27 protein-coding genes and 3 pseudogenes are annotated in these 26,721 nt (G+C 32.6%); 6 read left to right on the top strand and 24 right to left on the bottom strand.

Annotated elements, in window-relative coordinates:
- Nucleotides 1-3: 3 nt before the first annotated feature.
- Complete coding sequence (locus J0J69_RS11475) at nucleotides 4-951, bottom strand: TDT family transporter (RefSeq protein ID WP_132942865.1); 948 nt, start codon at nucleotides 949-951, stop codon at nucleotides 4-6.
- 329 nt (nucleotides 952-1,280) lie between these two features.
- On the opposite strand from J0J69_RS11475, the pseudogene J0J69_RS11470 reads away from it, so the two are divergent.
- Nucleotides 1,281-1,841 (top strand): annotated as a pseudogene (locus tag J0J69_RS11470) (transposase).
- Nucleotides 1,842-1,996: 155 nt separating this feature from the next.
- Nucleotides 1,997-2,587: pseudogene (locus J0J69_RS11465) on the top strand (transposase); the annotation flags it as partial.
- Nucleotides 2,588-2,786: 199 nt separating this feature from the next.
- Here J0J69_RS11465 and J0J69_RS11460 read toward each other — a convergent pair.
- From J0J69_RS11460 to J0J69_RS11445, 4 genes are all read right to left on the bottom strand, one after another.
- Complete coding sequence (locus J0J69_RS11460; RefSeq protein WP_212726060.1) at nucleotides 2,787-4,031, bottom strand: conjugated bile salt MFS transporter; 1,245 nt, start codon at nucleotides 4,029-4,031, stop codon at nucleotides 2,787-2,789.
- A 78-nt stretch (nucleotides 4,032-4,109) separates the two neighbouring features.
- Nucleotides 4,110-5,099 (bottom strand): choloylglycine hydrolase, encoded by a 990-nt coding sequence (gene bsh, locus J0J69_RS11455; RefSeq protein WP_212724479.1) that lies wholly within the window; start codon nucleotides 5,097-5,099, stop codon nucleotides 4,110-4,112.
- 597 nt (nucleotides 5,100-5,696) lie between these two features.
- On the bottom strand, nucleotides 5,697-6,893 hold the full coding sequence (locus J0J69_RS11450; protein WP_212724480.1) for a DUF927 domain-containing protein: 1,197 nt from the start codon (nucleotides 6,891-6,893) through the stop codon (nucleotides 5,697-5,699).
- A gap of 12 nt (nucleotides 6,894-6,905) precedes the next feature.
- Complete coding sequence (locus J0J69_RS11445; RefSeq protein ID WP_212724481.1) at nucleotides 6,906-7,499, bottom strand: hypothetical protein; 594 nt, start codon at nucleotides 7,497-7,499, stop codon at nucleotides 6,906-6,908.
- 259 nt (nucleotides 7,500-7,758) lie between these two features.
- Here J0J69_RS11445 and J0J69_RS11440 point away from each other — a divergent pair, with 259 nt between their 5' ends.
- Complete coding sequence (locus J0J69_RS11440; RefSeq protein WP_212724482.1) at nucleotides 7,759-8,151, top strand: hypothetical protein; 393 nt, start codon at nucleotides 7,759-7,761, stop codon at nucleotides 8,149-8,151.
- 638 nt (nucleotides 8,152-8,789) lie between these two features.
- Here the strand turns inward: J0J69_RS11440 and J0J69_RS11435 are convergent.
- The 7 genes from J0J69_RS11435 to J0J69_RS11405 all read right to left on the bottom strand — a co-directional run bounded on the left by J0J69_RS11435 (nucleotide 8,790) and on the right by J0J69_RS11405 (nucleotide 11,579).
- Nucleotides 8,790-9,074, bottom strand: coding sequence for a DUF960 family protein (locus tag J0J69_RS11435; protein ID WP_006783875.1), 285 nt, complete (start codon nucleotides 9,072-9,074; stop codon nucleotides 8,790-8,792).
- A gap of 17 nt (nucleotides 9,075-9,091) precedes the next feature.
- The gene (locus J0J69_RS11430; protein WP_256637876.1) at nucleotides 9,092-9,223 is read right to left on the bottom strand and encodes a hypothetical protein; all 132 of its coding nucleotides are present in this window, start codon (nucleotides 9,221-9,223) and stop codon (nucleotides 9,092-9,094) included.
- A gap of 1 nt (nucleotide 9,224) precedes the next feature.
- Complete coding sequence (locus J0J69_RS11425; protein ID WP_212724483.1) at nucleotides 9,225-9,587, bottom strand: hypothetical protein; 363 nt, start codon at nucleotides 9,585-9,587, stop codon at nucleotides 9,225-9,227.
- 128 nt (nucleotides 9,588-9,715) lie between these two features.
- A complete protein-coding gene (locus J0J69_RS11420; RefSeq protein ID WP_195985082.1) occupies nucleotides 9,716-10,240 on the bottom strand; it encodes a DUF1643 domain-containing protein in 525 nt (174 codons plus the stop codon).
- Nucleotides 10,241-10,261: 21 nt separating this feature from the next.
- On the bottom strand, nucleotides 10,262-10,627 hold the full coding sequence (locus J0J69_RS11415; RefSeq protein WP_212724484.1) for a hypothetical protein: 366 nt from the start codon (nucleotides 10,625-10,627) through the stop codon (nucleotides 10,262-10,264).
- 209 nt (nucleotides 10,628-10,836) lie between these two features.
- Nucleotides 10,837-11,010: a DpnD/PcfM family protein gene (locus tag J0J69_RS11410; protein WP_212724485.1), complete on the bottom strand. Its 174-nt coding sequence runs from the start codon at nucleotides 11,008-11,010 to the stop codon at nucleotides 10,837-10,839.
- Nucleotides 11,011-11,072: 62 nt separating this feature from the next.
- Nucleotides 11,073-11,579 (bottom strand): JAB domain-containing protein, encoded by a 507-nt coding sequence (locus tag J0J69_RS11405; protein ID WP_237252698.1) that lies wholly within the window; start codon nucleotides 11,577-11,579, stop codon nucleotides 11,073-11,075.
- Between the two features lie 119 nt (nucleotides 11,580-11,698).
- Here J0J69_RS11405 and J0J69_RS11400 point away from each other — a divergent pair, with 119 nt between their 5' ends.
- Nucleotides 11,699-12,427 (top strand): M48 family metallopeptidase, encoded by a 729-nt coding sequence (locus tag J0J69_RS11400; protein ID WP_006783869.1) that lies wholly within the window; start codon nucleotides 11,699-11,701, stop codon nucleotides 12,425-12,427.
- A 62-nt stretch (nucleotides 12,428-12,489) separates the two neighbouring features.
- Here the strand turns inward: J0J69_RS11400 and J0J69_RS11395 are convergent, their stop codons facing one another.
- The 4 genes from J0J69_RS11395 to J0J69_RS11380 all read right to left on the bottom strand — a co-directional run bounded on the left by J0J69_RS11395 (nucleotide 12,490) and on the right by J0J69_RS11380 (nucleotide 18,987).
- Nucleotides 12,490-13,212, bottom strand: a complete 723-nt coding sequence (locus J0J69_RS11395) for a hypothetical protein (protein WP_212724486.1) — start codon at nucleotides 13,210-13,212, stop codon at nucleotides 12,490-12,492.
- A gap of 60 nt (nucleotides 13,213-13,272) precedes the next feature.
- Nucleotides 13,273-16,203, bottom strand: coding sequence for a type I restriction endonuclease subunit R (locus J0J69_RS11390; RefSeq protein ID WP_212726061.1), 2,931 nt, complete (start codon nucleotides 16,201-16,203; stop codon nucleotides 13,273-13,275).
- 77 nt (nucleotides 16,204-16,280) lie between these two features.
- The gene (locus tag J0J69_RS11385; protein ID WP_212726062.1) at nucleotides 16,281-17,507 is read right to left on the bottom strand and encodes a restriction endonuclease subunit S; all 1,227 of its coding nucleotides are present in this window, start codon (nucleotides 17,505-17,507) and stop codon (nucleotides 16,281-16,283) included.
- Nucleotides 17,500-18,987, bottom strand: coding sequence for a type I restriction-modification system subunit M (locus tag J0J69_RS11380; RefSeq protein ID WP_212726063.1), 1,488 nt, complete (start codon nucleotides 18,985-18,987; stop codon nucleotides 17,500-17,502). The genes J0J69_RS11385 and J0J69_RS11380 overlap by 8 nt, the downstream gene beginning before the upstream one ends.
- A 255-nt stretch (nucleotides 18,988-19,242) precedes the next feature.
- Between J0J69_RS11380 and J0J69_RS11375 the strand changes: the two genes are divergently transcribed.
- Nucleotides 19,243-20,274 (top strand): hypothetical protein, encoded by a 1,032-nt coding sequence (locus tag J0J69_RS11375; protein ID WP_212726064.1) that lies wholly within the window; start codon nucleotides 19,243-19,245, stop codon nucleotides 20,272-20,274.
- Nucleotides 20,275-20,360: 86 nt separating this feature from the next.
- On the opposite strand, the gene J0J69_RS11370 is transcribed toward J0J69_RS11375, so the two are convergent.
- The 5 genes from J0J69_RS11370 to J0J69_RS13560 form a co-directional block, all read right to left on the bottom strand.
- Complete coding sequence (locus J0J69_RS11370) at nucleotides 20,361-20,588, bottom strand: DUF3791 domain-containing protein (RefSeq protein ID WP_009606337.1); 228 nt, start codon at nucleotides 20,586-20,588, stop codon at nucleotides 20,361-20,363.
- Nucleotides 20,588-21,067: a DUF3990 domain-containing protein gene (locus J0J69_RS11365; RefSeq protein WP_055277130.1), complete on the bottom strand. Its 480-nt coding sequence runs from the start codon at nucleotides 21,065-21,067 to the stop codon at nucleotides 20,588-20,590. Before J0J69_RS11365 ends, J0J69_RS11370 begins: the two co-directional genes overlap by 1 nt.
- The gene (locus J0J69_RS11360) at nucleotides 21,067-21,291 is read right to left on the bottom strand and encodes a DUF3791 domain-containing protein (RefSeq protein ID WP_238581308.1); all 225 of its coding nucleotides are present in this window, start codon (nucleotides 21,289-21,291) and stop codon (nucleotides 21,067-21,069) included. Before J0J69_RS11360 ends, J0J69_RS11365 begins: the two co-directional genes overlap by 1 nt.
- A 685-nt stretch (nucleotides 21,292-21,976) precedes the next feature.
- Nucleotides 21,977-22,930: a phosphotransferase gene (locus tag J0J69_RS11355; RefSeq protein WP_212726065.1), complete on the bottom strand. Its 954-nt coding sequence runs from the start codon at nucleotides 22,928-22,930 to the stop codon at nucleotides 21,977-21,979.
- 21 nt (nucleotides 22,931-22,951) lie between these two features.
- Entirely contained in the window at nucleotides 22,952-23,149 is a 198-nt protein-coding gene (locus J0J69_RS13560) for a GNAT family N-acetyltransferase (RefSeq protein WP_212726066.1), read from the bottom strand.
- A 374-nt stretch (nucleotides 23,150-23,523) separates the two neighbouring features.
- On the opposite strand from J0J69_RS13560, the pseudogene J0J69_RS11350 reads away from it, so the two are divergent.
- Nucleotides 23,524-24,701 (top strand): annotated as a pseudogene (locus J0J69_RS11350) (IS3 family transposase).
- Nucleotides 24,702-25,165: 464 nt separating this feature from the next.
- On the opposite strand, the gene J0J69_RS11345 reads toward J0J69_RS11350, so the two are convergent.
- The 3 genes from J0J69_RS11345 to J0J69_RS11335 all read right to left on the bottom strand — a co-directional run bounded on the left by J0J69_RS11345 (nucleotide 25,166) and on the right by J0J69_RS11335 (nucleotide 26,607).
- Nucleotides 25,166-25,468 (bottom strand): hypothetical protein, encoded by a 303-nt coding sequence (locus J0J69_RS11345; protein ID WP_212726067.1) that lies wholly within the window; start codon nucleotides 25,466-25,468, stop codon nucleotides 25,166-25,168.
- 895 nt (nucleotides 25,469-26,363) lie between these two features.
- Nucleotides 26,364-26,492, bottom strand: coding sequence for a JAB domain-containing protein (locus tag J0J69_RS11340; RefSeq protein WP_256637875.1), 129 nt, complete (start codon nucleotides 26,490-26,492; stop codon nucleotides 26,364-26,366).
- Nucleotides 26,455-26,607 (bottom strand): JAB domain-containing protein, encoded by a 153-nt coding sequence (locus J0J69_RS11335; protein WP_256637874.1) that lies wholly within the window; start codon nucleotides 26,605-26,607, stop codon nucleotides 26,455-26,457. The genes J0J69_RS11340 and J0J69_RS11335 overlap by 38 nt, the downstream gene beginning before the upstream one ends.
- Nucleotides 26,608-26,721 lie beyond the last annotated feature (114 nt).

Raw genomic sequence — 26,721 nt, 5'->3', positions numbered from 1 at the left:
TTGTTATATACACTTTCGATAAGATTGAACAATCATACGAATAAAGTTATAAACAACGAAAGCAACTGTTGCTGTAGTTAAATAAAGTTGAATTCCCGTTAATTGGTGTAAAAACTCTCCTATTATGAGATGTTGATGTTCTATTAAATAAGTACTAAAACGTTGAGTAGCTACTGTCCCAATCGCCATTGGAAAAGTTAGTCCTGCAAATCCTGGATGAAAAGAGAAGCGAAAGAATTGAGGAATATGATAGATAATATAAATAAAAGCACTAAAAATAATAATGTATAGTACATATAAAATCCAAGGATTTGGCTCCTGGTATACATTTAACAAACTGACTAATATTAAACATCCAGGTGCCATTAAAATAGCTGCCGTATGATACACTTGTTCAGCTAGCGGACGCTTGAAAATACGGAAAATCATAAATGGCATAATCAAAATAAACATAATTAATCCATAGATAACAATAATTTTTGAAATTAATGGTTCGTGCATATGTGATCCCACAACTGTTGAAACGAGTAATCCATCATAGGTAACAAACCAAGTTGGAATAAATGATTCTTTATCAAATCTTTTAATAACATGTGTATAAGTAAAAATAACAGTATGAATAAGATGTATACCAATCGCTATTAACCAAATTGTTTTTCCAATACCATAGAAGTAATCAGCAATAAAACTTCCTAAAATCATCGTTAACATCGCAAATGTGGCATATAAACTAGCAGGAATCACTTGTTTATATTCTAACTTTACTTTCTCAAAATGTAAAATTAACTTTAAAAGTGCTGCTAACCATACTAGTGTTGCCATCACAATTGAAAGATACTTAACCCAAGTATATCCCAATCCAAAATAAATATTAGAAAGTGTAACTAACCCAATAGCTGTTGCAATTATCCCCACTGGTAATCTTCCAATCTTATCTAAAAGTATTTTCATTTTAATAATTCCTGCCTATCGTTTTTACTAGTTTGTATTAATGACTAATACTATAATAAATTCAACATTAATGAGAAGTTATTGAAAATCACTGTACACCTCTAAATATCTGCCTAACAATACTATCTTATACACAAATTCAAGTAAAATTTAATTTAACCTGAATTATTCACCATAAAAATGTAAAAAGCGTTGAGTCCTTAGTGGAATCAACGCTTTTTCTCTATTTTTTATTTCACCTTTTAAGTGAAGCATTTTGCTATGAAAATAACCTCTCATTTGATATCGTTTTAATCGCCAAACCAAAACTAAGGAGAGATTACATTTTTATGATACATCAAGAGCGACTTCATTTCCATAAAAAGATTAAATTTAATTTCGAGGGTGGAGATTTAACATCTGATGCAGGACTTTTATTAATTCAAGAATTTATGCATCACGTGAAGTTTCCAGAACTATTGCAACAACATTTTCATTTAGAAACTGATCAAGCGATTCGAACTCATACGAATCACGACCTTTGTCTCCAACAAATTTAACAAACCATTGCTGGTTATCACTGTGCTGATGATGTGGATGAATGACGAGTTGAACCTTTATTAACAACTTTGCTTGATAAGCCCTCGTTAGCTTCTCAACCGACTTTATCTCGTTTTACTCATCGATTAACGAAGGAAACAAGCAAGCAATTTGAACTCATCCATCAAAAACTACTGTCGCAATTTTATCAAGTCGAAGCTCCTAATCATTTTATTTTTGATATGGATTCCACTCATTTTCAGACATATGGTCATCAATATGGGAATGCCTTTAACACCCACTATCAAGCACAAGGCTTTCACCCTCTCATGGTTTTTTTATGGAATAACTGGAGACGGTTTAAAAGTTGAGCTTCGTGCGGGGAATGTATATACTTCAAGGAATATCGTTTCTTTTATCGGTCCCTTATTATCATGGTATCAAAAGGAGTTTACATCGAGCTATCGACTCGTTCACGGAGGTTGGATTTGCTCATAAGGAACTTTATTAGTTATGCGAAACGTTAAACACAAACTATGTGATTCGTTTAAAGGCAAATTCCACTCTCTATCGTTTAGCTAAAACAGTAACGGATGAGTTTTTAGAAGATTATTCGCTTCAATATTCTCAACAATTCTATGGGGAGTTTACCTATCAAGCAAAGAGTTGGAATCAACCCAGACGTGTCATCGTTCAAGTGAGACGAAAAGCAGGTGAACTTATTCCTAACTATTTATTTTTAGTGATGAACATGGAAACAAGACTAGAGATGGTTATCAGTCTATACGCTAAACGTGGGACGATGAAAAACGATATCAAAGACTGTAAAAATAGATTCAGAATGGATAAAGTCAATCATAAGCACTTGATGACAAATGTTAACCGAATTCAACTGGTCGTGTTAGCCTACAATCTCTTCAATGGATTCAGACGATTAACATTAGCTCATGAGTTTTCTAAGATGCAGATTGAAACCTTACGGACAAAACTCATTAAAATCGCTGCTAAGCAAGTGAAACACTCACGAAGAATCATGTTCAAACTCTGTAGTCACTATCCCTACAAAGAAATTTTCCATCACTGTTTAAAAAGGATTCAGTTGATTCAGTTAGTGTAAGTGACTCGATTCGTTCTTTGAAAATAAGATGTCTTTTAGAGTAACACATCACCGAGGGAGAGTCTACCCTTTTTTAGGGAGTTGAAGCATCGATTGACTCAAATTTAAGATAAAAACGATAAAAAGCTGTGGTTTAGACTAAATCTTAGTCTAAACCACAGCTTTTTTGAATGATCATGAATAATTCAGTTTTATTATACTATGATAAAGATTTATTTTTATATCCTTTAATTCCAGTTAATAGTAAAGAATATCCAACAATTGTACATCCGAGTAAAGTAATCCATGCAGCAGTAAAACCTGATCGATCTACAATCATTCCAAATAAACTTGATCCTGCAGCAAATCCAACCGCAAATGCTAAACTAATAATTCCAAGCTTAACGCTAGCTTCTTTTTTACCAAAGACATCACTTGCCATAAAAGCAGGGGCAGACATATATGAGTAAACATTTAATCCATAACCGATTGAAAATAAGAAAGCTGCCATTGGGATATATTCTGCTAATAACATCGCGAGAATAGCAATAATTTGTAAAAGCATGGCAATAAACATTGTTTTGAAAGTTGCAAATCTATCAAATAAAACTCCACCACCAATATTTCCGATTAAACAACAAGCCGCAAAGACAGAACCAAGTGTTCCAACTAATGTTGGGCTAAAATGTAGTTCTCCTGTAAAGTAAGTCGCATATTGTGTACTTAATGCTGAAATAGCAATCGCCATAATGGCATATCCCACAACAAAAATCCAAAAATATTTACTTTTTCTTACTTCTGCTGCACTTAATCCTTCATCTTCAACTAAAGGATTAACTGCTTCTGTTTCATTTTTAGATTCTTCTACTTCTTTAGGTAAGCGGATAAAGAATAAAATAACAGGTAAGCTAACAATTAAAGAAAGAAGTCCGAACATGATATATGACGCTGAAGGACCTTTAGTCGCTAATGATTGTGAGGTTAATTGTTGTAAAAAGATATTACCGATTGATCCACCAGAGAAGGCAATTCCTAATGCTTTCCCGCGTCCTTTATTTGGAAACCAGTTATTAATAACATAAGGAACTCCTAACCCTGAAAATAGGACACATCCTACTTGTTGAATTCCAGAATATAAATAAAACTCAGGTAGAGTTTTTGCAAAACCAAAACCAACAAAGGCTAAGCTTGATAAAGCTGTCCCGATAATAAATAATAATTTAATATTAACTTTTCCAAATAGTTTCCCTAAAAATGGTGAGAAAATGGCAGCTGCCACTGCACCAAATGTAAAAATTAAACTAAAAGAAGCTAATGAAAAATTAAATTTTTCAACCACATATGGAATAAAAAGTGGTTGAATATTTTGAGCAATTCCAAAAGGAATCGCTTGAATAAACATACAGACAAAAATAATAAAATATTTTTTTCTATCTATTGATGAGTTACTGATTGTTTGTTCCATAAAAATCGACCTTTCTACATGACTAATTAGAGATGCTCCTTAAACTTAAGGAGCATATTTTTGATAAACAAGTTTTTATTAATTTTGTAAAGTCACAGCAAATTCATCATTAAATTTAAATGATTTAATTTCTTTTGCGTCTAAATCTTCATTATGCATATTAATAGCTGAAATCGTATGATTTGTATAAGTATTATAATAATAAATTCCACGTTCTTGATCCATACAAGATGTATATAACGTAATGTCATTTAAATGTTGAGGAGTAACGACTGCTCCTCGAACCATTGCCACTCCATTTAAGATGTGGAAGAATTCACTGATTCCAGAGTAATTAACATTTGCATAATCGATATTATTACGTAAGAAAGCAGCTTTAACAAAGCGTGATGGTGATGAATAATCTCCTGGTAATGAGAAAGCACCAAGCCCTTGTCCTAATGGATGTAATTCTTGTTCTCCGAGTGTTGTATCTTTTGGTTGTGTCGACGTTAATCCCATGTATTGAGTTAAGTTTGTTAAATGCCAATCAAAAGTTGGCGCATTCGTTAAAACTCCTACTTTATTATCCATAACACTTAAACCATTAACTGTTTTTTCTACAACGATACTTTCACCTGTTTTATCACAAATCATCCAGTGTAAAGGAGCAATTGGAGTTTGCTCATTGACAGGAACATCAACTAAAACAACATCTTTTAAAGCTTCTTTTACCTCTTGAACAGTTTCAAAGTTTGCAGTCACCCATAAAACTAAATCATAAGGAGGAATATTTGTTTTTCCTTCGATCGCTTTTTCATCCCAGTGTGCGTAGTTAGGGAAGTTTAATCCCGCTGCTGCTAATCCTTTTTCATTAAAAAGCTCTGCGTAACATGGATGTTCATCAATAATGGTTCCCATTCCAATGACTGCATACTTTGTTTGATTCATTTCACCTGTTGCACGATTTTTATAGTCAAAGCGACGTGGTGTTAATAAAATTGACTGATTAAATGAATATTCAATATCCATATTTCTACCGAATAAATGTGAACCATCTTTTGCTGTTAATGATAATGCTGTACACATATGTTAAGTCTCCTTTCGATCACCTTACAAAGTAATTTGATCTCCTTTTATTTTTGATAATTTTTTTAGAAATGTTGATAGATAATAAAACTAACATTGAAATAAATTATACTAACTAACTAGTTATTAAAAATCTTTATTTCAACCGCTCTAAGTTTCAAAGTAACGGTCTATTCTTATGATGTCTATTTTTTCACGACTTAACCCTATAATCTACTTTGTATCTTTAGTATCTATTGACTCAAGTAACTTATATCTCAAAAACTCATGTCATTATTAGCTAAAAAATTAGATTATTTAAAATGTTTAATCACCATGAAATAAACATATAAATTGATTAAGCCTAAGTCGCTCTTATTTTTACTGTTATGGATTATATTTTTCAATCAGTCTCTTTTTATTCATTATGTCAAAACCTCCTAATGAATTTCACACTTATAGTTTAATCCCATCGCAACCATAAGTAAAATAAATTATTATTATAAAATCTATAATATATACTTATAACAAAATATTAAATCTCTTGCATTAGACAAAAAAAACAATCAATATTTTTCAATCCTAAAAGATAACTTAATAATCAAAAAAAATTTTAATTTAAATCGTTTTATATCGAATTTCACTTCTCCAATGTAATATTCCTTCTACAATATGATTTTTACCACGTCTCAAAAGCTCTTCAGCATACATGTAGCCCGCAAAACCATAATGATTAGATATAATTTGCTTTATTTTTTCAGAATTCTCTGCTGATTTGGTCCAGACAATATGACTCAACTCAATCAATCTTACTTTTAAACCGGAATTATTGTTTGAAGCCTCAAATAAAGATTTTTCCCCGGTAGAAATAATAAGCGTATTCCACACCTTTGATTGCTTGACTACTCCATCCTTCTGCATACGGGCAGTTTCTTTTCCTTCTGCTAAAGAATAAATAGCCTTAGTAAAATCATCATTTCTAGCCATACTTGCTTCATCAAAGACAACGACAACCCCTGTATTTCCTGCTACTTTGTTTTGTAAGGCATTAAATGTAGAATTCCAACTCATGACCAAACCATTATCTTTCAAGATGGGTGAACCAAAGACTGAGGCAGCTAATTGGCAAGCCGTCGTCTTTCCAGTAGAACTATCATTTACTAGATTAACAATTAAGTTTTCAACAGATAATTCTTTTGAGATAAAGCCAATGGTTGCAGAGGCTAATCCCATGATTACTGCAAGTTCAAGAGGCGTATACCCTTGAACTTCTTCCTTAATTAATCTATACCACTCTTGATGAGAACCTTTAGGCTCAATTTTTAATTCACCATTATAGTTAGAAGTCTGCTTTTTACCTAAACTGATGAGTTGATGGTGCTTAAACACCATCTCATTATCAACTAAAACAAATCCTAAATCGGAATGATTGTTAATACATGGTATTGATGCTTTACAATTTCGTAAATGCTTTAATATGTCACCCTTGTTATAGCTATTAATATCAACACCATATAAAGACAAACGTTCAATTTTATTCAAAGTTGCAATTTCATCCCCTGAAACACTTATCTCCTTAAGAGTGTTACAACCTTGGGGTAGGTACTCAATTGTGACTTCATGCTGATTTGTTTCAAGATTTAATGAATGTTCCTTTAAATTGATATAATTTGATATCCAATGATGTTTAGGTTCTTCATCTTTAAGCTCTTCTTTTCTGAAAACACCCCTGCTAGTCAGATAAATATTTGGATATGGCAAGTACGTTTTCTTCTTTTCTTTCTCCATTTGTGGCCTTTTTATTACATTTTTCATTATGTCTCACTCCTAAAACAATTGATTCACTACTTTAGCATAATAAGATTCATCTAACTCATCCCAATCATCAACGTAATCCTCTAATCTAATTGCTTCTAATTGATTAACCTTAGAATTAGGATCTAGTAAATCGCAATCTGCTTTGTCTAATATAGCAGGTTCATCTAACTTTCCTAAATGAGTGACTACTTTATCATTTAAACTAGAATTGTGTCTAATTAACCAGGCATCCATAATAAAACTTTGATTTTCATCAAGCCACGTTACTTCAAAACTTAATTCACAACCTACTAAACGTTCAAATTGTGGAACAAGTGGATCATTAAATGTCATCTCAAGATTTTTTAATAACTTCTTAGTGTATTGATTAGATTGGTCTAAATAAAGTACAAGTGGATGACTTGTCTTTTCATTAAGGAAGTCTTCGCATTCAATTCGAATAATACTTATTGGTATCATTTTTGAATAATCGATATAAAAATCAATTTGATTGACAACCCCTGTATAACGGCTTGGAGTTTCATTATAGTAACAAGGACCAGCATTTATTAATTCATTAATCATCTCTTCATTTAAAACTTCATTCAGATAATTCACACACATTTAAATCACCTCTAAACTAATCTCGTTCCGGAACAATTAGAAGTTTAGCACGGCAATTTATTGATGTCAAAACATCAAAATTCATTAAATTAACTAATTTTATTGACTTTAATATCTATTTTATTGTATTTTATTGACATAACTTAAGTTAGCGGGCCGGCAGGCTACGGTTCAAATTTATACCTGTTTTTTTATCCACTTAAAACCTATAAAATGGATATTATGGTAATTTATTCTTTGTGAGAAATGAGGTTATTTTATGATTAATGAACACCAAACTAAACGTCCAAGAAGACAAAAAGATACTATGAAGAAAGTTCGTCAGACACTTATCAATCTGATACTAGATTCAATTGGTGAAGATGATGGTATCGTATTTGCAGATATCAAATCTGTCTTTGATGAATTTGGTCTAAATCATTTATCAGATGCATCTATCCGACGTGATCTAGAATTAGCTGGTATTGAATATAATGGCCATCACTATGTATTAAAAGGAATGAAAGCTCCTCAACAAACCTCTTTACAGCTATCTAAGCTAATAAAAGATTTCGATATTTTTGAACCAGTTTGTTACCGAAAAGTAAAAAAAAAAAAACTTTATACCTTTATCTTTAGTTCATATATATTTACGACTAAAACCAGATGTTGAATCTGAAAGAATATTACAATTCAAAGAGTTACTTCAAGAATACTTAAATCAGGTGAATAATTTATATATGGAGGAGACTCAAAACTATCCATTAGAACGTTATTTCTTCGATGTTACCGAATCTAATCAAACACTTTGTTTCTTAATCAATAAGAATAATTCTTTGAATCTATTCTATGAGCTACTGACTACAATTAGTGAATGTGATCCAACTAAATCGCATAAACGTGTTAAGCTATTTCATATCCTCCCGGAATAGAATTCCCTCTTCCCTTTACATCTTTTGAGTCTCCCTTTGGATTAGGGAGACTTTTTTTCTTGGTCTTACTTACTTTGAGAGCTACTTTCCCTATTTCCCTCATTTTTTTAAACGTCAATCTTATTTTTATTCATTAGATTTGATTAGATCTTTTATTTATTTTTTATTTCTAAAGGGAAACAGGGAATTTATTTATTTTTTATTGATTTCACTTAGTTTCTACACTCCCTTTTTATCTCCCTCCGTTTTTATTCATATAGGGAAAGAGGGAAAAAAAAGACATAGACCTATTGTTTTAATGGAATTTTATTAATGAATAAATGATTTAAATTCATTAATGAAATTCTAAATTAAATAAGATAGGCTATGTCTTTTTTGATTAATATTCTTCTGCTAACAACATCGTGGCATATTCTCCTTCATCAATGATGAAGATCTTCTGCTCGATTGGATTAATTGACTTTAGTTGATAAACTTGATTGTATTCTGGTACTTCTTGTCTATGTTCAATTTGTTGTGTATCTTCTCCAACCGTTTTCAATTCAAACACTTGTAGGTAGTCGTATTTACCTGTCGCTTTAACTACCTCATAGCAGTACCAGCAAAACAGTTGTATGTCTATTGAGATTTGTTCATTGACTCCACTTGTTATGTATCGTTGCATTGTTTCCTCCTCCTTTATTACATCCAACGTTTGATTTCTTCTGGATCTAGTCCTAATCGTTCAGCCACTCGATGGATAACTTCTCCTTGACTCAAACCTTCCATGATAAGTTCTAGAACTAATGCAATGACTTTTAACCAATACAACATCCTACTCACCTCCTTCTAATGCTTCATACTGTTTAACTAATGCGGGATAATCTTGATCCAATGTTTCTTTTAACAAGTAAAGTACGACATGATCATCACTTGATAACATAAACAGGACTTCCACATATTGATTTGAATCTCGACCTTCAAAGGATTCAATGTATTCAGGAATTAATGTTGAATGTTGATTAATGAATGTATGAATTTCTTCTATATCCAACAAGATATAGCCACCTAAATCGGTCACTAATCTGTCATCCCCATAATGAACATTTAAAACTTTGAGAATCTCTTCTGCCTTCGCTAAGACCATTTCATCTACCTTCGGTTGTTGCTTTAATTGTTCTAATTTCCAAATTTTCATTGCTTATTTCATCCTTTCTTTGTTCCTATGTAAAAGACCTAGCCTTGTTGGCTAGGTCTTCTAATGGATTGGTTTAAGTATTAAATCATAATTAATACTAATTGAATTTAATTTTGAATAATTAATGATTACTCCTTATACATCTTAACTAAACGCCACTGATTCTTAATTCGTGGACATAAGGGATGCATCGGAATACTCCGATAAGGATCACAGATAACATACATCTTATTTCTAAATGGTTTTAGTTTCTCCAGTAACTCTTCTTGTCGGCCTGTAATTTTCTTACTTCCTTCTCCTATAGAACCCCAAGCAATGATAACTATATCTGACTTTAAACATGACTTCTCTATATAGACATCATTTTCCTCCTCAACTAATTCACCAATTGATTTTCTGTAACTTATCTTAGGGCAAATCAATGAGAATAAGTTAGTAATATCTACAGCTCCATACTCTAATCGATTCAGATTATTAATCACATTCATAGTGGTATGATCAATTTCTACTTCATTAGCACTTGATGGATTAATCATGATAATGGTAGCTTTAGGTTTATTTTTATCCCACTCTTTCCTTATTATATAGCGATGTTTCATATCATCACTATATACCACCTCTGTTCTTAGACTCATTCTATTTACAATTGCCATCTTTAAACCTCCTTCATTTGTTTAACGATAATAAACAAAGATATGACTATATTCACCTCTTACAGGTTTTAAGCGAATGAAGAAATTGAAATCACTTGTTTCAACTTTGAATGTCTGTTCATAACTATATCCTTCACCTCCACATTGTTCGATGACTTGATTAAATACATTTAATTGATTAAAGATTAATTCATTTAACCCTTCTTGTAACGATTGAATAGAGATATCATATTTTGTGATAACTTCATCAAACTGTTGTGATGGATACCACTGATTACAAACTTCATCTATCCTTGATCCTGACCAATCTAATCTCATAATTCCTAATGACTTTGATTCATCTAAATGCAATCTCTTAAGTTCCTTCACATTAATACACTTTAACATTTCAAATTCCTCCTATTAACAAGGTAAATAAAAAGAACCAAGCAAACTCTATGTTCACTTGGTTCTTCTATCTACTTAATTCAATTTTATCATCGAGTAACTACGTCACTCATCATCTTCTTCATAATAAACATCAAACATTGTATATACCTCCATAATTCTTGTTGCCACTTAATTATGGAATATATTGTCGGTTGATGTCAACTAAATCATTCACGTATTCTAAATTCAGTATCAACCAAATCTGATGAATCTAAGATGATTTCTTCATCAAGATATTGTTGTCTGATATATTCAATCGGATCATAATTAATGTCATCACCCTCTACTTCAATCAGACGTTCCAATGTTTCAGTAATACAAATCGTTAATTTATGGCTCATAAATTTATCCTCCTTATTAAATTACGACATAATAAAAAGAGCTAAGCGACTTTAATGCTCACTTAGCTCCTTATAAATAACCTTTTTCTTTTAATGATGTAAATGTTCCATACCCTAGCAGCGGAGGATTGTTCGCTTTGCTCACTGCCAGGGGACCCATCTCCGATAATGAGATGATCTAACAACTTGATACCGAGTAACTCGCCCGCTTCATATAAGCGGTTGGTTAATTGAATATCTTGTTGTGATGGCATTATTTCTCCTGATGGATGATTATGAAATGCCATAATACTCGCTGCATTCGATAGGATTGCTGTTTTAAAGACTTCCCTTGGATGAACGATAGCCTTATTTAATGAACCAACTGATACCACTGTGATATTAGTTGGTTCATTCTTTGTATTCAAACAAGCAATAATGAATTGCTCCCGATCCAATCCTTCTAGTTGTTCTTTAATCATTTCATAGGCATCCTTAGGTGATGAAATCGTACGTGTTTGATAAAGGAAGCTAGCTTCCTTTATCATTTTAATCGATACAATATTAATACGTTTTGCGACATTCGACATGTATATTACCTCCTGAGTAACTATTCAAGGAAATAATATATGTTTATAATTTACTTTAAAACGATCATATGTTTGTTATAATGGTTATATTCAATTCATTTATAAAGGCGGTATTAAAGATGCCAAGTATTCAATATGGAACAACGGTGATTGATTACCAAATTACTTACAAAGAAGGTAAGAAAGATATTTCAATCTTAATCGAATATCAAATAGGTGTAACTGTTGTAGCACCACCTCATACAAACGATGAACAAATTGCTGCTATTATAAAAAAGAAAGCTCCTGCTATCCACAAGCAACTTAGAAAGTTAGCTGAAATTAAATCAGAAGAAAGTTCACGTCAATTTAAGAGTGGAGAAAAGATTCCATACTTAGGTCGTCAGTATCGTTTAAAAGTCATCAAAGATGACTCTTTAACAGATTGTCAGATTCAATTCCATCAAGGTAAATTTACAGCCAAAGTACCTACTCATTTCAATGACACTGAGCGTATACAATCTCTCAATCATTTATTTAAGAAATGGTATATTGAAATGGGGTCTAAAAAATTAAAACAACGTCTTAAACTTTATGAGAACAAACTTAATCTATCACCTAGTCAATTAACCGTCAAAGAACAAGAAAAATCATGGGGGACATGTACGCCATCAGGAAATATTCATATTAATTGGCGTATCTTCACTGCTCCTATGCGATATGTGGACTATATCCTTGTTCACGAACTCTGTCATTTGAAATACATGGATCATAGTGATGACTTTTGGAATCTCATCAGCAGCTTACTCCCCGACTATGAAGATCGTAAAGAGTGGTTACGAATTCATGGTCCAAATTTAAAACTATAACAAAAGGAGCTTTGATAAGCTCCTTTTCATTTCTCTAATACTTTTCATCTTTATTTTCATCATTAATGTAATTCTGAATAATCTGCTCTTAAATAAATTTTATAACTGTTCATTGGAATTTTATATTGTTTTAAGACTTTTATAAGTAGGTTTCGAATTCCATTTGCACTTAAGTTTGTTTCCACGTAAATATCTGTACCTTCAATTTTCATTGGCTTTCTCATTTTGGAATTCTGATGTTTAGAGAAGTATGGGACTTTCTTCCCCTGCATTTCAGGTAACGTTGTAAACATATCTAAAGTTTTAATATCTTTTTTAGCAACAACAGCTAATGTTTTAAGTAAGACTTCTTTCCAATCTTTTGCTAACTCTTTTTCATTATTTAGCTTGAAAGCTGCTGGACGCTTATGTGTAAAATCGTCATATAATGAATACTCAATATTTTGATCTACGTAATAATCTCGATAATTAGGAACTTCTCGCTCTATTTTTTCAACTTCAGCATCACTTTCCATCATCTCAATGTTTTCGCAATGATCTAAGACTTCATCTAATTGTGTCACCATCATTTGAATCTGTGTGTCAATTTCTTTTATTTTTTTACTTTGTTGACTAATTTCGATGGAACGCTCAAAATCTGCATTGTTATGTGCCTTTAGTATTTGTTCTCCTAGCTGCTCTAAACACATATGAATTGAACTGGATAATAAATCTAATGATTCTTTAATATCACTTGCTGTATTCGGCACTTCTTTTCCGATAAATGTTAACAATTCCATGTCCATAAATATCCCCCCTAGTTTTGATTATGCTCTAAATTGAATCATCTCTGTAACTCTGATTCTCTAATTCCCATAATGAACTTCTGCTAGTTCCGCTAATCCTTGGACGGTTTTCTTGAATGGACCACGTGCATTAAGTGTGTCATTGATTTCACGTCGAATGGCTAGTCGCATCTCTCGTTTCGTATCTTCCTTTTTCGTCCACTCGACAATCTGTGCATACTCTTCAATGACTTTTGTGACATTGATGGTTAATTGCTCAATGAGTTTCTTATCTTCAATTAACGCTTCGATGGCTTCATCTTGTTCTAAGAAACGATAGAATGGCATTTGTTTTGCATCTAAGCTTCCTTTCGTTTGCTTTCCAACTTGACTGGCTTGTTTAATTAAAGAACCTAGCTCTTCCATATATTCAGCAATTTGCAATTGATGTTCACGTCGTCTTCGGATTAACTCTTCTAATCGTTCCATTAACGTTTGATAAATGGGATCACTTCCTAATTTGACACGAATTTCATGTTTTAGAGCATGTTCCATTTCGGCCGCTTTCGTTTCTGGTGTCTTAGCTGCCTCTAATCGTTCATTGAAATAATCCGACATTAAGTTAATCGGTTCATGTAAGACTTCAATATGATTAACTACTAAGAAATCTTCGACGACTTTTCGGACTTTCTCCCCGTAATCGGAGATATCCATTCCAGGATCACGATATAGATTTTTGGCAGCTTGTCTAATCTTTCCAAACTTCTTCAAATCTGAGATGTAAGGATTCGCTTTTGGATTCGGCATCACCATATCCATGTCTTTCACAAATCGTTTAAACTTTTCTTCAAAGATTTGTCGAGTATCTTCTGGCTCTAAAACTTTCACACAGGCATCAAAATCATCTAAACTAACGGTATGAAAAACATTTAAAACGGCTTGATGATGCATTTGAAGTCTTGGAATCACCGAATCAATATCACTTAATGCTCCTTCAACATCGGTATTACTGAACTTTTCTAACGCTTCATCTAAGAAACGAGATACTCCAAAATAGTCCACTAATAAACCATAAGTCTTCTTATCATAGGTACGATTCGTACGAGCAATCGCTTGAAGTAAGTTATGTTCCTTAATTGGTTTATCTAAATACATGACCTGTTCAATGGGAGCATCAAACCCTGTTAGTAATTTATCCACGACGATAATGAAGCTTAATGGATCATTTGGATCTTTAAATCGTTTAATGATTTCTTTTTCCTGTTCTTCCTCTAAACGATACTTCCAAATCAGTTCATTATCTTTATCTTTGGCTGAGGTTGAAAAGACAACCGCAGATTCTAAATCCGTAAATTGGTCAATGTATTCTTTATACATCACAGCAGCACGACGATTAATCGCAACGACCTGTGCTTTAAATCCATTGGGTTTAATATATTCTTCATAATGCTTCACGATATCCATCGCAATATGTTGAATTCGTTTTGGAGTGGCAACAATAAGTTGATCATTGACATACTTCTTCTTCGCACGTTCTCTTGCTTCATCATCAAGTTCACGTGTCACCATATTGAACATTTCTTCAAGTGATCCTCCTTGAATTTGGACATCTGGTAAACGTGACTCATAGAAAATTGGAACCGTTGCTCCATCTTTGACTGCTTCTTCAATCGTATACGTATCAATGTAAGTCCCGAATGTTTTCGTCGTATGTTTATCATCTTTATCAATTGGCGTTCCAGTAAATCCTAAGTAAATGGCATTGGGTAAAGCCGTTCTCATATTCACACTCAAAGTCCCATACTGTGTTCGATGAGCCTCATCGACCATGACAATAATGTTTGATGCTTCTGAAAGAAGTGGGAATGATTTTTCTTCTTCACTTGTTTGGAATTTATGAACTAAGGTCATCACCGTTTCACCGACGGCATTGTTTAATAACTGACGCAAATCTGAGACAGATGTCGCTTGTTTTGGATTAGGGAAGCCACATCTTCTAAAGGTGGCTGTAATTTGATCATCTAAATCTTTTCGATCAGTTACCACAACAATCGTCGGATTTTCTAATTGTTTTAATCGTCTTAATTTGACAGCTAAAAAAACCATAGAAATGGACTTACCACTACCTTGTGTCGCCCAAATGACACCACCACGTTCGGTATCATATTTTGCATTCTTAATTCGATCAATGGCTTTATTAACGGCACGAAATTGTTGATATCGAGCCACCTTTTTAATGATTCGTTGTCCTTCACCTTCAAAGACAATAAACGTTTGAATTAAATCCAGCAAATTCGAACGACTTAACATTCCAAGTGTTAAAATTTGTTGAGGTTCCATCCCCTCTTCTAATGGATAGGGATAAGGATCTTTCCATGCACTGTAATGTTGTGGACGTGCTCCAATGGTTCCGACCTTTGCTTGATACCAACTGGCTGCAATACAAAGTTGATTATAGTGGAATAAAGTCTCAACATCCTTTTGATAACGTAACATTTGATGAATCGCTTGCCCCATTTGTTCATCTGGGTTTAACATCGGACTTTTACATTCAATCACAACAAGTGGTAAACCATTCACATAAAGAACTAAATCAGGACGAATAGTTGCTTTAGCCGTCTTAATAATTAATTGTTCAACTACTAAAAACTCATTGGCTTCCATATCCTCAAAATCAATTAATTTGACCGTTTGATGTTTCTTTCCTTTTCCTAGATCTTGTTGAACTGAAATCATATTCACTAAGTAACTATAAAACTCTTGGTTCGCTTCCATTAAAGACGTTGCAGAAATATGTGATACCTTACGAATGACTTGGGTAACATTACTTTCATTAATCCAAGGATTCAGTCGAATAATTGCCGATTCTAATCGTTGTTTTAATAATACATCAGATTCTAATCGCTCATTTACAAGATCAGAACCAATCACATGGGTATAACCTAACCCAACTAATTGCTCAATCAAACGATTCTCAACTAACTCCTTCTCGTTCCAAGCCTCATGACTCATTTAAACACCCCATTTCTCCTAAATCATAAATTTATCATTTTATAAAATAGTATCTCCTAATGAGATACTATTTCCATTTAATCCACTTTCACTCGTGTTTTTCCTGTTAATAAGTGTTGCATAAGACCTGTTTTCACAGCATTAAGTTTAGAATATTTAATTTTTTCAGTATGTATCTTATTCTCTATATTCCTAATTATCTTGACTATTTCCATTTGTTCTTCTAATTGTGGAAGAGGGAAACCAAAATTGTTCAAAGCTTCCATATCTATCCCCGTTTGGCCAGAACTGCGCTGAGATAAATGATCAATTAAATTAAATAAATCTTGACGTTGTAAAAAGTAATATAAGTAATCTTTATTTAAATATATTTCATCTGGGATAGCTTTAATTAAAGCTACATTATAAGCTCCCTCAATTCCTCTTAGAATCTGAAAGATTGGAGGACCATATCTCCCAATCATAATATCTGTTGCGTCACATAATTTTTTTGCTAATTCTTTTGGAATATATGTTGCATACTTATCATTTTTATAATCTCGAATTTGTATTAAACGTATGTATCCCTCTCTAGGTTCAAAAACAAACTCCTTACGTGGTGGTTGCGCCCCTCCAGAGAAGCTTACTAAATCTTTAATACGTTTAACAGACCATGCAATAGGGATTTCTCCTATTTCCGTTTGTTTAAATTCTGTATGACCAATCCCTTTAGTAAGGAGTTGTTGCATTAATCCTTTTTTGACTTCCTCTGTTTTAGCAATCACTTGTTCTGTCTTTTCAATCACTGCATCAACAGATGAAAGAATATCCGCAATTTTTTGCTGTTCTTTTATAGCAGGAATAAGTACACTAACTTCTCTAAGAGATTTAATAGGTAATTGTTTTAATGCCGTCCCCGTTTGTTTTTCGTTAAATTGTTTTATAACATTGGGAGTATTCAGACTATAAAATAAAAACTTGTTATCTAGCTTACTCCTATCATAAACTCTTAATAGAGCAATCTGGGCATTTATATTAGCGTCAATGAAATCTCTTGGCACGATCGATAACTTCCCAATATCCCCTCGAACAGTAATCAAAACATCCCCTTCTTCCAGATGTCCTTTTTGAAGTTCTTCATGTTTTTCTGAAGAAATATATTTCATATCTTCCCAAATTACTGTTCCATTTTTTAAATTATTTGCTCTAATAAATGGAACACCATGAGATACCATTTCATCAGCACGGGGATATTTACTAGAGTAATTACCGTCTGATATATGCAAAGGTAAATCAGAGATTTTAATATTTTTAAAATTATTCACAATATCCCAACTCCTTTAAGAAGCTGTACATCGTGGCTTCGATTTCATTACGTTCAAGTTCTAATTGTTTTAGTTCTTGGATGGCTTGTGTCACATCAATTTGCTCTTCCTCTTCAGTTGTATCAATATAGCGTGAGATATTTAAGTTATAATCATTTTCTTTAATTTCATCTAATGTGACAATACGTGAATACTTTTCAATTTCTTCATAATTATCAAAGGTTGAAACGATTTTTTCTACATCTTCATCACGTAACACATTTTGGTTTTTCCCTTCTTGGAAATCACGTGAGGCATCAATAAAGAAGATCTTATTTTGACGTGCTTCTTCTTTATCCTTATTATATAGGATAATCGTGGCTGGAATTCCAGTTCCATAGAATAAGTTAGAAGGTAAACCAATAATAGCTTCAATTAAGTCTTCCTTCACTAATCCCTGACGAATCTTTCCTTCTGCTCCACCACGGAACAAAATCCCATGAGGTAAGACAACTCCTGCTTTCCCTGTATGATTTAACGTCGCTAACATATGTTGAACAAACGCATAGTCCCCTGCATTCGCAGGTGGTAAGCCAAAACAGAAACGTCCAAATTCATCAGCACTTGCCTCTTCACGTCCCCAATTTTTTAAACTATACGGAGGATTTGCAATCACTCGATCAAATAACATTAATTCTCCATTTTCCGTTAACTTTGGATCACGAATCGTATCTCCTTTTTCAATACGGTGGTCACTTAATCCATGTAACAATAGGTTCATCTTACAAATGGCCCATGTATTTAAGTTTTTCTCTTGTCCATATAGTGATAAGTTATTCGGATTTCCACCTTTTGATTTAATGTAATCGACCGATTGAATGAGCATCCCACCTGATCCTGATGTTGGGTCGCAGATTCGCATGCCTTCTTCTGGTTTGATTAATTTAACAAGTAATTCAACGACTTTCGTTGGCGTATAGAATTCTCCACCTTTTTTACCTGCATCATCGGCAAATTGTTTAATCAGATACTCATAAGCACGACCTAACATATCAGGTTCTTCTAATGACTTATTACTTAAATTAATTTTTGAGAAATGTTGAATTAATTGAATTAATAATGTATCTGGTAACTTTTCTTTATCATTAAAATCAATTTGCTTAAATACACCTTCTAATGATCCATTCTCTTCTTCTAAACGTTCAAACGCATGATTTAAAGCAGGTCCAATATCAGTCGTTAATGATTGTAAATAAGACCAACGAGCTTCCTTTGGTACAAAGAACTGATACTCATCACGTTCTTCTTCTGCATCTTCTAAATCCCATCCTTCATCATCAACTAAATGATGACAAATCTCTTCAAATACATCATTGACACGCTTTAAGAAAAGTAATCCAAAAATATAATTTTTATAATCAGATGAATCAATCGATCCACGTAAGATATTAGCTGATTCCCATAAATGTGATTCTAACTCTTGTAACGTAATGCTACTCATCATCATTTCCTCCTAAGACACTTTTTTACAATATATAATTCTATTTTAGCCTTATTAATATAGAAAGACAAACAAAAAAAAATACACTGAAACAAGTTACTTCTTGTATGACACAGACTAAGTATCAAGATATCCTTCTGTATAAATTTATAGCTATTAACCATCTAAAATTCATACATTATAACATCAGGTTATCTACTTCTTCTATCAATCTCCTGATATAATGGAATCATCTAATCATTTAGGGGGATAGATATGGCTGACATTCATTATTTTCCAAGGTATTCTCAAAAAGAGAATATGGTGACTAATAATACGTTACTATTATTTAATCGACTTTATCAACATCATACACATCGATTTAAGCAGTTTATTAATCTAATTTTAGAGGATTCAGATTTAGAGTTAGATACAACAGTGAAGTTTTCTCAACAAGTAAAAGCGACTGGTAGTATTCCTGATGCTGTTGTTGAACAAGAAAGCTTTAAAATCGTGATTGAAACAAAACTTTATGGTCAACAAAACCTTCCACAATTAATGGGACATCTTACTTCATTCTCTGATGAAGATAAACAAATCTTACTCTGGATCAATACTGATCCAATTAGTCAGATGTATCGTGAAGAAATCGAAAAGGAAATTAATATTTATAATCGGGCTCACAAAACTTCGATTCAGTTTGCCTTTACAACATTTAAAGAGATTGGTAAGAAATTCAAAGAAGTTCTTAATCCGTATGAAGTTGAAATGATCGATCTCATTAATGACTTTGAAGCGTTCTGTTACGATGCTAATTTAATTCCACATCATGAAAGTTTGATGCGATCACTTTTAACTAGTAAAACATTAGAACGAAACTTTAAATATAATCTATACTACGCACCTCGTACACGTAACTACCGACTGCATAAATATATCGGTCTATATGGAGCAAAAGCGATTCGTGGAATTGGTGAAATTAGTTGTATCATTGATGCCGATTTTAATCAGGATACACAAGAACTTGATATCATCAATACCTTACAAGGTCATCTAACACCACAACAAAAACAAAATATCATTGATGTCATCAAAGAAGTTTTAGAAACTGAAGGACAGGACTTAGGGGGTGGAGATCAAAGATTCTTCCTTGTAAAACAATTCATTCCATGTGAATTCAAAAAAATTACTAAAGGAGCTCCTCAAGGAACTCGTTATTTTGATTTAACACAATTCATCGAAAACTTCACTGATGAAATGTCAATTGAAGAAATCGCCCAACAATTAAATCAAGCTACATGGAATTAAAAAGAAGCTAGCCACTATCTATGGCTAGCTTCTTTCATCATCATTCAATATAATGCTTTATTATATTGAATCTTACCATTTCATCTTTAATAATAACCAATATCTTTTTTCAGATGATATTCTAACATAAGTTCATCTACTAAATATCCATCAGCATAACAATGTAAATCACTAATTCCTTGTGAAATTAGTTGATATGTTTTTGATGTATAGAACAATCCCATTGCTTCTTCTTCAGTTATATGAGCCTCTTTAGCTAAGCTTTCAATAATTCTTGCAAATTTCCGTTGTAATAAAATTTTATTAGCTTCCATTAAACATCTCTACTTTCTTTATATGTCAAATAGTTATCAATGACTTCTTGATTAACGATACAGATTTGAAAGTTTGGTTTATAATATTTTAATCTTCCTAGAGCCTCTTCTTTACTAATTAACTGATCCAAGTAAAGCTCAACCGTATTAAACACTTTATCATCTGCAATACCGCCTGCTATAACATCATAATCCTGATAAATCAATTCACCATTGCGACACTTAATAATAAAATCTAACCACTCAGTGTTATACTCCTCAAATATCAGGATACGTAAATCTTGCTTTACTTTCTCAAAATCAAACTCATACACATTAACAATACCTGGTTTTCCTAATCTCTTAAATCTGGATACCCAACTAACCGCTTGTTCTTCAATTGGCGTGACATAAAACCCTTTTCCAAAATCTAATTTATTTCTTGAATATTTAATATCTGGATTTACAATTTCACAATAAGAACCATGATAAACTAGCATTAGATCAACTCCTTCTGCTTCATCATATCTACAATCTCATTTATAATATATTCCTTACTTTGTGTATGTAATGGCTCATAAGACGGCACAATATAGTCAAATAATAACCTACTTTTAACACCTAGTAATTGATAAATATCCTGTGCATTCATCTTTAAATAATCAGCAATGTTTTCCACACAAAATACAGCAAACTCAATTTCTTTTTGGCTCAAACAAAACACCTCCAAATTACAATTTATATCTATCATTATACTCCTAAATCTCTTTAAACTCTTTACTTACATTATAAATTATTTTTCACTCACAATCTATATTATAAGGATAATACAATAGTTATATCCTCTAATCGCTTGATTGTGAGACGTGGATACTAACCGGTACGCCCCATCTCCACCAAAAAATTCTCTTACGCAATATTTATGAAAAAAAGAATTATCTGAGTTCAGTTAAAACTGAGTTGAGATAATTCTTTTTTTATTAACTTCAAAAATGACCCTACTAGTGGAGGATAGCTAAGAGTTCGTGACCTCACTACTTAGCGCAGGGAACCCATATCTAATTACAGAAGTTGATTCTGATTTTAGATATGTTTTTTTGTTTATTATCAATGGTTTCAAGCATTTTTATAAAATATTTGATTGATATAAACTCCTACTATAAAATGTAATCTTATGATGAATGGTGTCCATGGTGGCAGTCACCTCCACCATGAGCACAATGATTATTAAAATTAGCAAAAAAAGAGCTAAGTGACTTTAATCATAATCACTTAGCTACTTATAAATAACCTTTTCCTTTTAATGTGGTAAATGTATCATACCTTACCAGTGGAAGATACTTGCTTCGCAAGGCAGGGATCCCATATCCACCATAAAATTCTCGTACGTAATAATTAAAATCAACCTTTTAGTTTTCCCAAACAGAGTTTATATAATTAACCATTTTAATATTGGTATTCGCTATTTCTGGATAACCTTCTCTAGCAAAATACGCAATCATAATCATTTCTATCGCGTACATCATATACTTGAGACTTTGCTTTTCCTCAAATGTTAGGATACCTTTACTATCATATCCTTTAATAACAGATTTGAAAAACAGTAACCAAAGTTTCCTCTTTCCTACTTCATTAAAGATAGTGGCTAGAGACCCTGTTCCTAAATAACATAGATCGAAGATTCTTGCGTTAACTTGGCTTAGATCAAAATCAATATATCCCACGAGCTTATTCTCATTAAATATCATATTTTCACCATGGACATCTCGATGAATCACTTGCTTAGGTAATTTATCATAAAGTACTGGAAAATGATATTCTAAGTCATATTTGACATGTACGAAATCCTCAATTTCGTGCTGATTTAGATTACAATTTGGTAAGTAATTAGTAATTTCATCCTCTACCCACCCGAATAATTCTTCAATCATATTATTGTTCCAAATGTTATAGTTTTCTTTTAATTCCTCTGTAATTTTTTTCAATCCATCATGTAAATTAGCAATGCATTGTCCTAAATAAAAGCCTCTATCTAAATAATTACCTTCGTAATAATCTTTTAAAACTACACCTTTAATCTTTGTAAATAAACCATAATATTTGTTATCTATTTGAACATAACTTGTTTTGTCTAAAGTATAGACAACCTGTTGAACTGGTATACTCGCCTTATGTAGTAAATTTAAAAGACAAATATTGTTTACCATTTCTTCTTTTGTATACGTCATTTTCAAGAGATAATCTTCATTGATTGTCCAAATATGAGACTCACGATTTGGTTCATATGAGATATCTTCTACTTTAACATCTAAATTTTCAATAAATCCCCAATGAGATAAAATAGATTTTAATTGCTCTCTCACCTTTAATTTCCCTCCCCCTAATCAAGCATAACTTCTAGTAAATCCTGTATTGGAAAATCCAGTCTTTTGATAGTATATTTGCGCAATATCATTATTATGAGCAGTATGTAAATCTATTCGCTTATACCCTCTTTCATTCAGAAGGTGACAAATAAGTTTCATATATTTTGTTCCTAATCCTTTATAAGCATGATTTTGATCAATCCAAATGATTTTCATATAAATCAGTTTAAATTAATCAAAATATCAAAACTTATCCCCCTACAACTTTCATCATATGTAGCTGAATAATTTCTTTCTAGCAATCTTTGCTCTTTTTATATAATTTCGATATTCTTTAATTCCATCAATCAACTCTTTAATATTATTGAATGTATAACTGATTGTACCAACAATAACTACTAATATTAAAATTATTTTCCACCATGAAAATCGATAAAAAATTATTATTACTAAAGATGCTCGAGGGTGATAAAGAACAATTCCTAACATTACACACAAAAAGCATGAAATTGGATAGGTTACAATTAATTAGACAGTTTTTTTAAGGTCATGTAGAATTATAAATAATATCAATCTAAAGGAGCTTTAACATGACCCAAACTAAAACTCGTAGAACTCGCCGTACATATACGGATGAATTTAAAAACCAATTAGTCCAACTTTATTTAAATGGTAAACGTAAATGTAATATTGTTCGTGAATACGATCTCTCATCGTCTTTACTCGATAAATGGATTAAACAGTCAACTTCTACCGGTTCTTTTAAGGAGAAAGATAACCGCTCAGAAGAAGAACAGGAGCTAATCCAACTTCGTAAAAAAGTTAAGCAATTAGAAATGGGTCACCTAGCATGCGAAGCATAAATCCTCCACTGCTAGGGAATGGAAAATGATATTTTAAAGCAAGCTGCGCTGATCTTAGGACGAAGATAAATGTGATTAAAAACAATACCCACAAATATTCAGTTTCAGCGATGTGCAAAGTCCTTAATGTGTCTCGTAGCACTTATTATTACGAATCTAAACCGAAGAAAGATGAGACTCAACTAGTCACTGATATCGTTGAGATTTTTCGTCGAAGCCGAAACAATTACGGAACTCGAAAAATTAAACACGAATTAAACAAAATGGGGCAACAAGTCTCACGCCGTCGCATTGGTCGTATCATGAAACAAGAAGGTCTAGTATCAAATTATACGGTCGCTCAATTTAAGCCACATACAGCTAAATGTAACGAAGATAAAATTGAAAATATCGTGGATCGTAAATTTGATGAACAGCCCTATTTAAACGTGGTCGTCAGTGATTTAACGTACGTACGAGTTGGTCATCGATGGCATTATATCTGTGTCCTTGTAGACCTGTTTAATCGTGAAATTATTGGTTATAGTTCAGGGTCAAATAAGGATGCAGCATTAGTTAAGAAGGCATTCAGCACGGTCCAAACTAACCTAAGTCAAATCAAGATTTTCCACACGGACCGTGGGAACGAATTTAAGAATCAAGTGATTGATGAAATCTTAGAGGCATTCAATATTAAACGATCTTTAAGTATGAAAGGATGTCCCTATGATAACGCAGTAGCTGAAGCGACTTATAAAGTCATTAAAACTGAATTTGTAAAGAATCAAAGGTTTGAAACACACGAACAATTAGGCTATGAATTAGCTGATTATGTGAACTGGTATAACAACCATCGAATTCACTCTTCACTAGGGTATTTATCCCCAGTTGAATATCGTCAAAATACCCTTAAAAAAGTTGTTTAGTTTAGTGTTGACAATCCAAATTATAGTTTTGATAGTATGGCTGATAATTATGTTTTTGAAATTATTCAATTCAGTATGTGATTCTAATTCCTTCTTTATTTCATTAATCCGATTGTGTAATTTATTATGAACTTTTGAAATAATATCTTTATTTACATTATAAATTATCTTTTACTCACAATCTATATTATAAGGATACTACAACAGTTATAACCTCTAATCGCTTCATTTTGAGACGTGGATACTAACCAGAACGCCCCCTACTCTACAAAGGATGATTAGATTTCCTTTAACAATCTGCCAGGGAAGCCATCTCCACCATAATATCCCCTAACAAGCACAGGCTTGCATCGACAACTATTACAGAGAAATTGGGCAAAATAAAAACCATTATCTGAGTTCAGATTAAATCTGATTTGAGATAATGGTTTTTGTATATTAGGAACTACGGAAATTTATTATGTTTAGTAATATCCTTTTTCACATAATAATTCATAACAATAATTAACTTGTTCATCAGTGAATAATTCGGCATATTCACCTTTAACAATCGTCGCCTCCATCGTCAATTCAAGATGTCCAGCTTCTGCTAATTTATTAAAACAATCCGATGTTCTACCTTTTCTAAAAATTTCTTGTGCCGTTCTAACGATTCCAAATCTCTCTATAGTTTGTAGAAATCTTGTCATTTTGCATCCATACTCTTTTTCGGCTAGTTCACAGTTTCTAATAACTTCCTGTTGTAGTTTTTTCTCTAATGCTATCATTTTTACACTCCAGTATTATTATCTGATTTGAGATAATGGTTTTATTTTATTATGAACTGTTAAAGTCATTTATTTCAATTTTGTGACATACCTTTTTAACATTAATCACTTTAAATAGTAATACTAAAAGTATTATATCATAAATATGACTATCTATTTATCAGATAAATGGCTATTTACTAACCTATTTGACCTATTCCCTAACGTGTATACTAATAGGAACGCCCCATACCCTACCAGTGGAGGATAGCTAAGAGTTCGTAAACTCACTACTTAGCGCAGGGGACCCATACCCTACCAGTGGAGGATAGCTAAGAGTTCGTAAACTCACTACTTAGCGCAGGGGACCCATACCCTACCAGTGGAGGATAGCTAAGAGTTCGTAAACTCACTACTTAGCGCAGGGGACCCATACCCTACCAGTGGAGGATAGCTAAGAGTTCGTAAACTCACTACTTAGCGCAGGGGACCCATACCCTACCAGTGGAGGATAGCTAAGAGTTCGTAAACTCACTACTTAGCGCAGGGGACCCATACCCTACCAGTGGAGGATAGCTAAGAGTTCGTAAACTCACTACTTAGCGCAGGGGACCCATACCCTACCAGTGGAGGATAGCTAAGAGTTCGTAAACTCACTACTTAGCGCAGGGGACCCATACCCTACCAATAGAGGATAATTGCTTCGCAAGGCAGGGAACCCACCTCAACCAAAAAATTCTCGTACGTAATATTTAAAAAGAACAGACATATCTAAGGGCAGAAATTAATTCTGAGTTTAGATATGTTTGTTTATTATCAATGGTTTCAAGCATTTTTATAAAATATTTCATTTATATATTCGCCTACTATAAAATTAGCAAAAAAGAGCTAAGCACCTTGAATCATACTTAGCTCCTTATAAATATCCTTTTTCTTTTAGTGAAACGAGGCAACCATCCCCAATAATAAGGTAATCTAATACTTTGATATCTAATGACTGACCAGCTTCATATAGACTGACTACCTTGTTCAGATGGTGTAACATCACTGCTTGAATGATTATGAAAAGGCATAATACTGCAAGCATTTGATAGGATTGCTGTTTTAAAGATTTCTCTTGGATGTACGATAGCTTTATTGAGTATTCCTACTGATACCACTATGATATTATTCAGTTCATTTTTAGTATTCAAACAAGCAATGATAAATTGCTCACGATCTAATCCTTATTTTACATATTTCAATTCAATAAATGAATATTCACTTTATTTAGA

This window comes from Turicibacter bilis (genome assembly GCF_024499055.1).
In the GTDB taxonomy this organism is placed as follows: Bacteria; Bacillota_I; Bacilli_A; order MOL361; family Turicibacteraceae; genus Turicibacter; species Turicibacter bilis.
This window is presented reverse-complemented; position numbering and strand designations above follow the sequence as displayed.

Coding starts and splice junctions, on each gene's coding strand:
- J0J69_RS11430 (WP_256637876.1), bottom strand. CDS start 9,223: ATGTTGTATTGGTTAAAAGTCATTGCATTAGTTCTAGAACTTATCATG.
- J0J69_RS11370 (WP_009606337.1), bottom strand. CDS start 20,588: ATGGAAGCTAATAAAATTTTATTACAACGGAAATTTGCAAGAATTATT.
- J0J69_RS11375 (WP_212726064.1), top strand. CDS start 19,243: ATGGCTGACATTCATTATTTTCCAAGGTATTCTCAAAAAGAGAATATG.
- J0J69_RS11425 (WP_212724483.1), bottom strand. CDS start 9,587: ATGAAAATTTGGAAATTAGAACAATTAAAGCAACAACCGAAGGTAGAT.
- J0J69_RS11365 (WP_055277130.1), bottom strand. CDS start 21,067: ATGCTAGTTTATCATGGTTCTTATTGTGAAATTGTAAATCCAGATATT.
- J0J69_RS11405 (WP_237252698.1), bottom strand. CDS start 11,579: ATGTCGAATGTCGCAAAACGTATTAATATTGTATCGATTAAAATGATA.
- J0J69_RS11340 (WP_256637875.1), bottom strand. CDS start 26,492: ATGTTACACCATCTGAACAAGGTAGTCAGTCTATATGAAGCTGGTCAG.
- J0J69_RS13560 (WP_212726066.1), bottom strand. CDS start 23,149: ATGAAAATCATTTGGATTGATCAAAATCATGCTTATAAAGGATTAGGA.
- J0J69_RS11345 (WP_212726067.1), bottom strand. CDS start 25,468: ATGATAGCATTAGAGAAAAAACTACAACAGGAAGTTATTAGAAACTGT.
- J0J69_RS11450 (WP_212724480.1), bottom strand. CDS start 6,893: ATGAAAAATGTAATAAAAAGGCCACAAATGGAGAAAGAAAAGAAGAAA.
- J0J69_RS11400 (WP_006783869.1), top strand. CDS start 11,699: ATGCCAAGTATTCAATATGGAACAACGGTGATTGATTACCAAATTACT.
- J0J69_RS11440 (WP_212724482.1), top strand. CDS start 7,759: ATGATTAATGAACACCAAACTAAACGTCCAAGAAGACAAAAAGATACT.
- J0J69_RS11410 (WP_212724485.1), bottom strand. CDS start 11,010: ATGAGCCATAAATTAACGATTTGTATTACTGAAACATTGGAACGTCTG.
- J0J69_RS11380 (WP_212726063.1), bottom strand. CDS start 18,987: ATGAGTAGCATTACGTTACAAGAGTTAGAATCACATTTATGGGAATCA.
- J0J69_RS11390 (WP_212726061.1), bottom strand. CDS start 16,203: ATGAGTCATGAGGCTTGGAACGAGAAGGAGTTAGTTGAGAATCGTTTG.
- J0J69_RS11395 (WP_212724486.1), bottom strand. CDS start 13,212: ATGGACATGGAATTGTTAACATTTATCGGAAAAGAAGTGCCGAATACA.
- J0J69_RS11460 (WP_212726060.1), bottom strand. CDS start 4,031: ATGGAACAAACAATCAGTAACTCATCAATAGATAGAAAAAAATATTTT.
- bsh (WP_212724479.1), bottom strand. CDS start 5,099: ATGTGTACAGCATTATCATTAACAGCAAAAGATGGTTCACATTTATTC.
- J0J69_RS11420 (WP_195985082.1), bottom strand. CDS start 10,240: ATGGCAATTGTAAATAGAATGAGTCTAAGAACAGAGGTGGTATATAGT.
- J0J69_RS11445 (WP_212724481.1), bottom strand. CDS start 7,499: ATGTGTGTGAATTATCTGAATGAAGTTTTAAATGAAGAGATGATTAAT.
- J0J69_RS11475 (WP_132942865.1), bottom strand. CDS start 951: ATGAAAATACTTTTAGATAAGATTGGAAGATTACCAGTGGGGATAATT.
- J0J69_RS11415 (WP_212724484.1), bottom strand. CDS start 10,627: ATGTTAAAGTGTATTAATGTGAAGGAACTTAAGAGATTGCATTTAGAT.
- J0J69_RS11435 (WP_006783875.1), bottom strand. CDS start 9,074: ATGCAACGATACATAACAAGTGGAGTCAATGAACAAATCTCAATAGAC.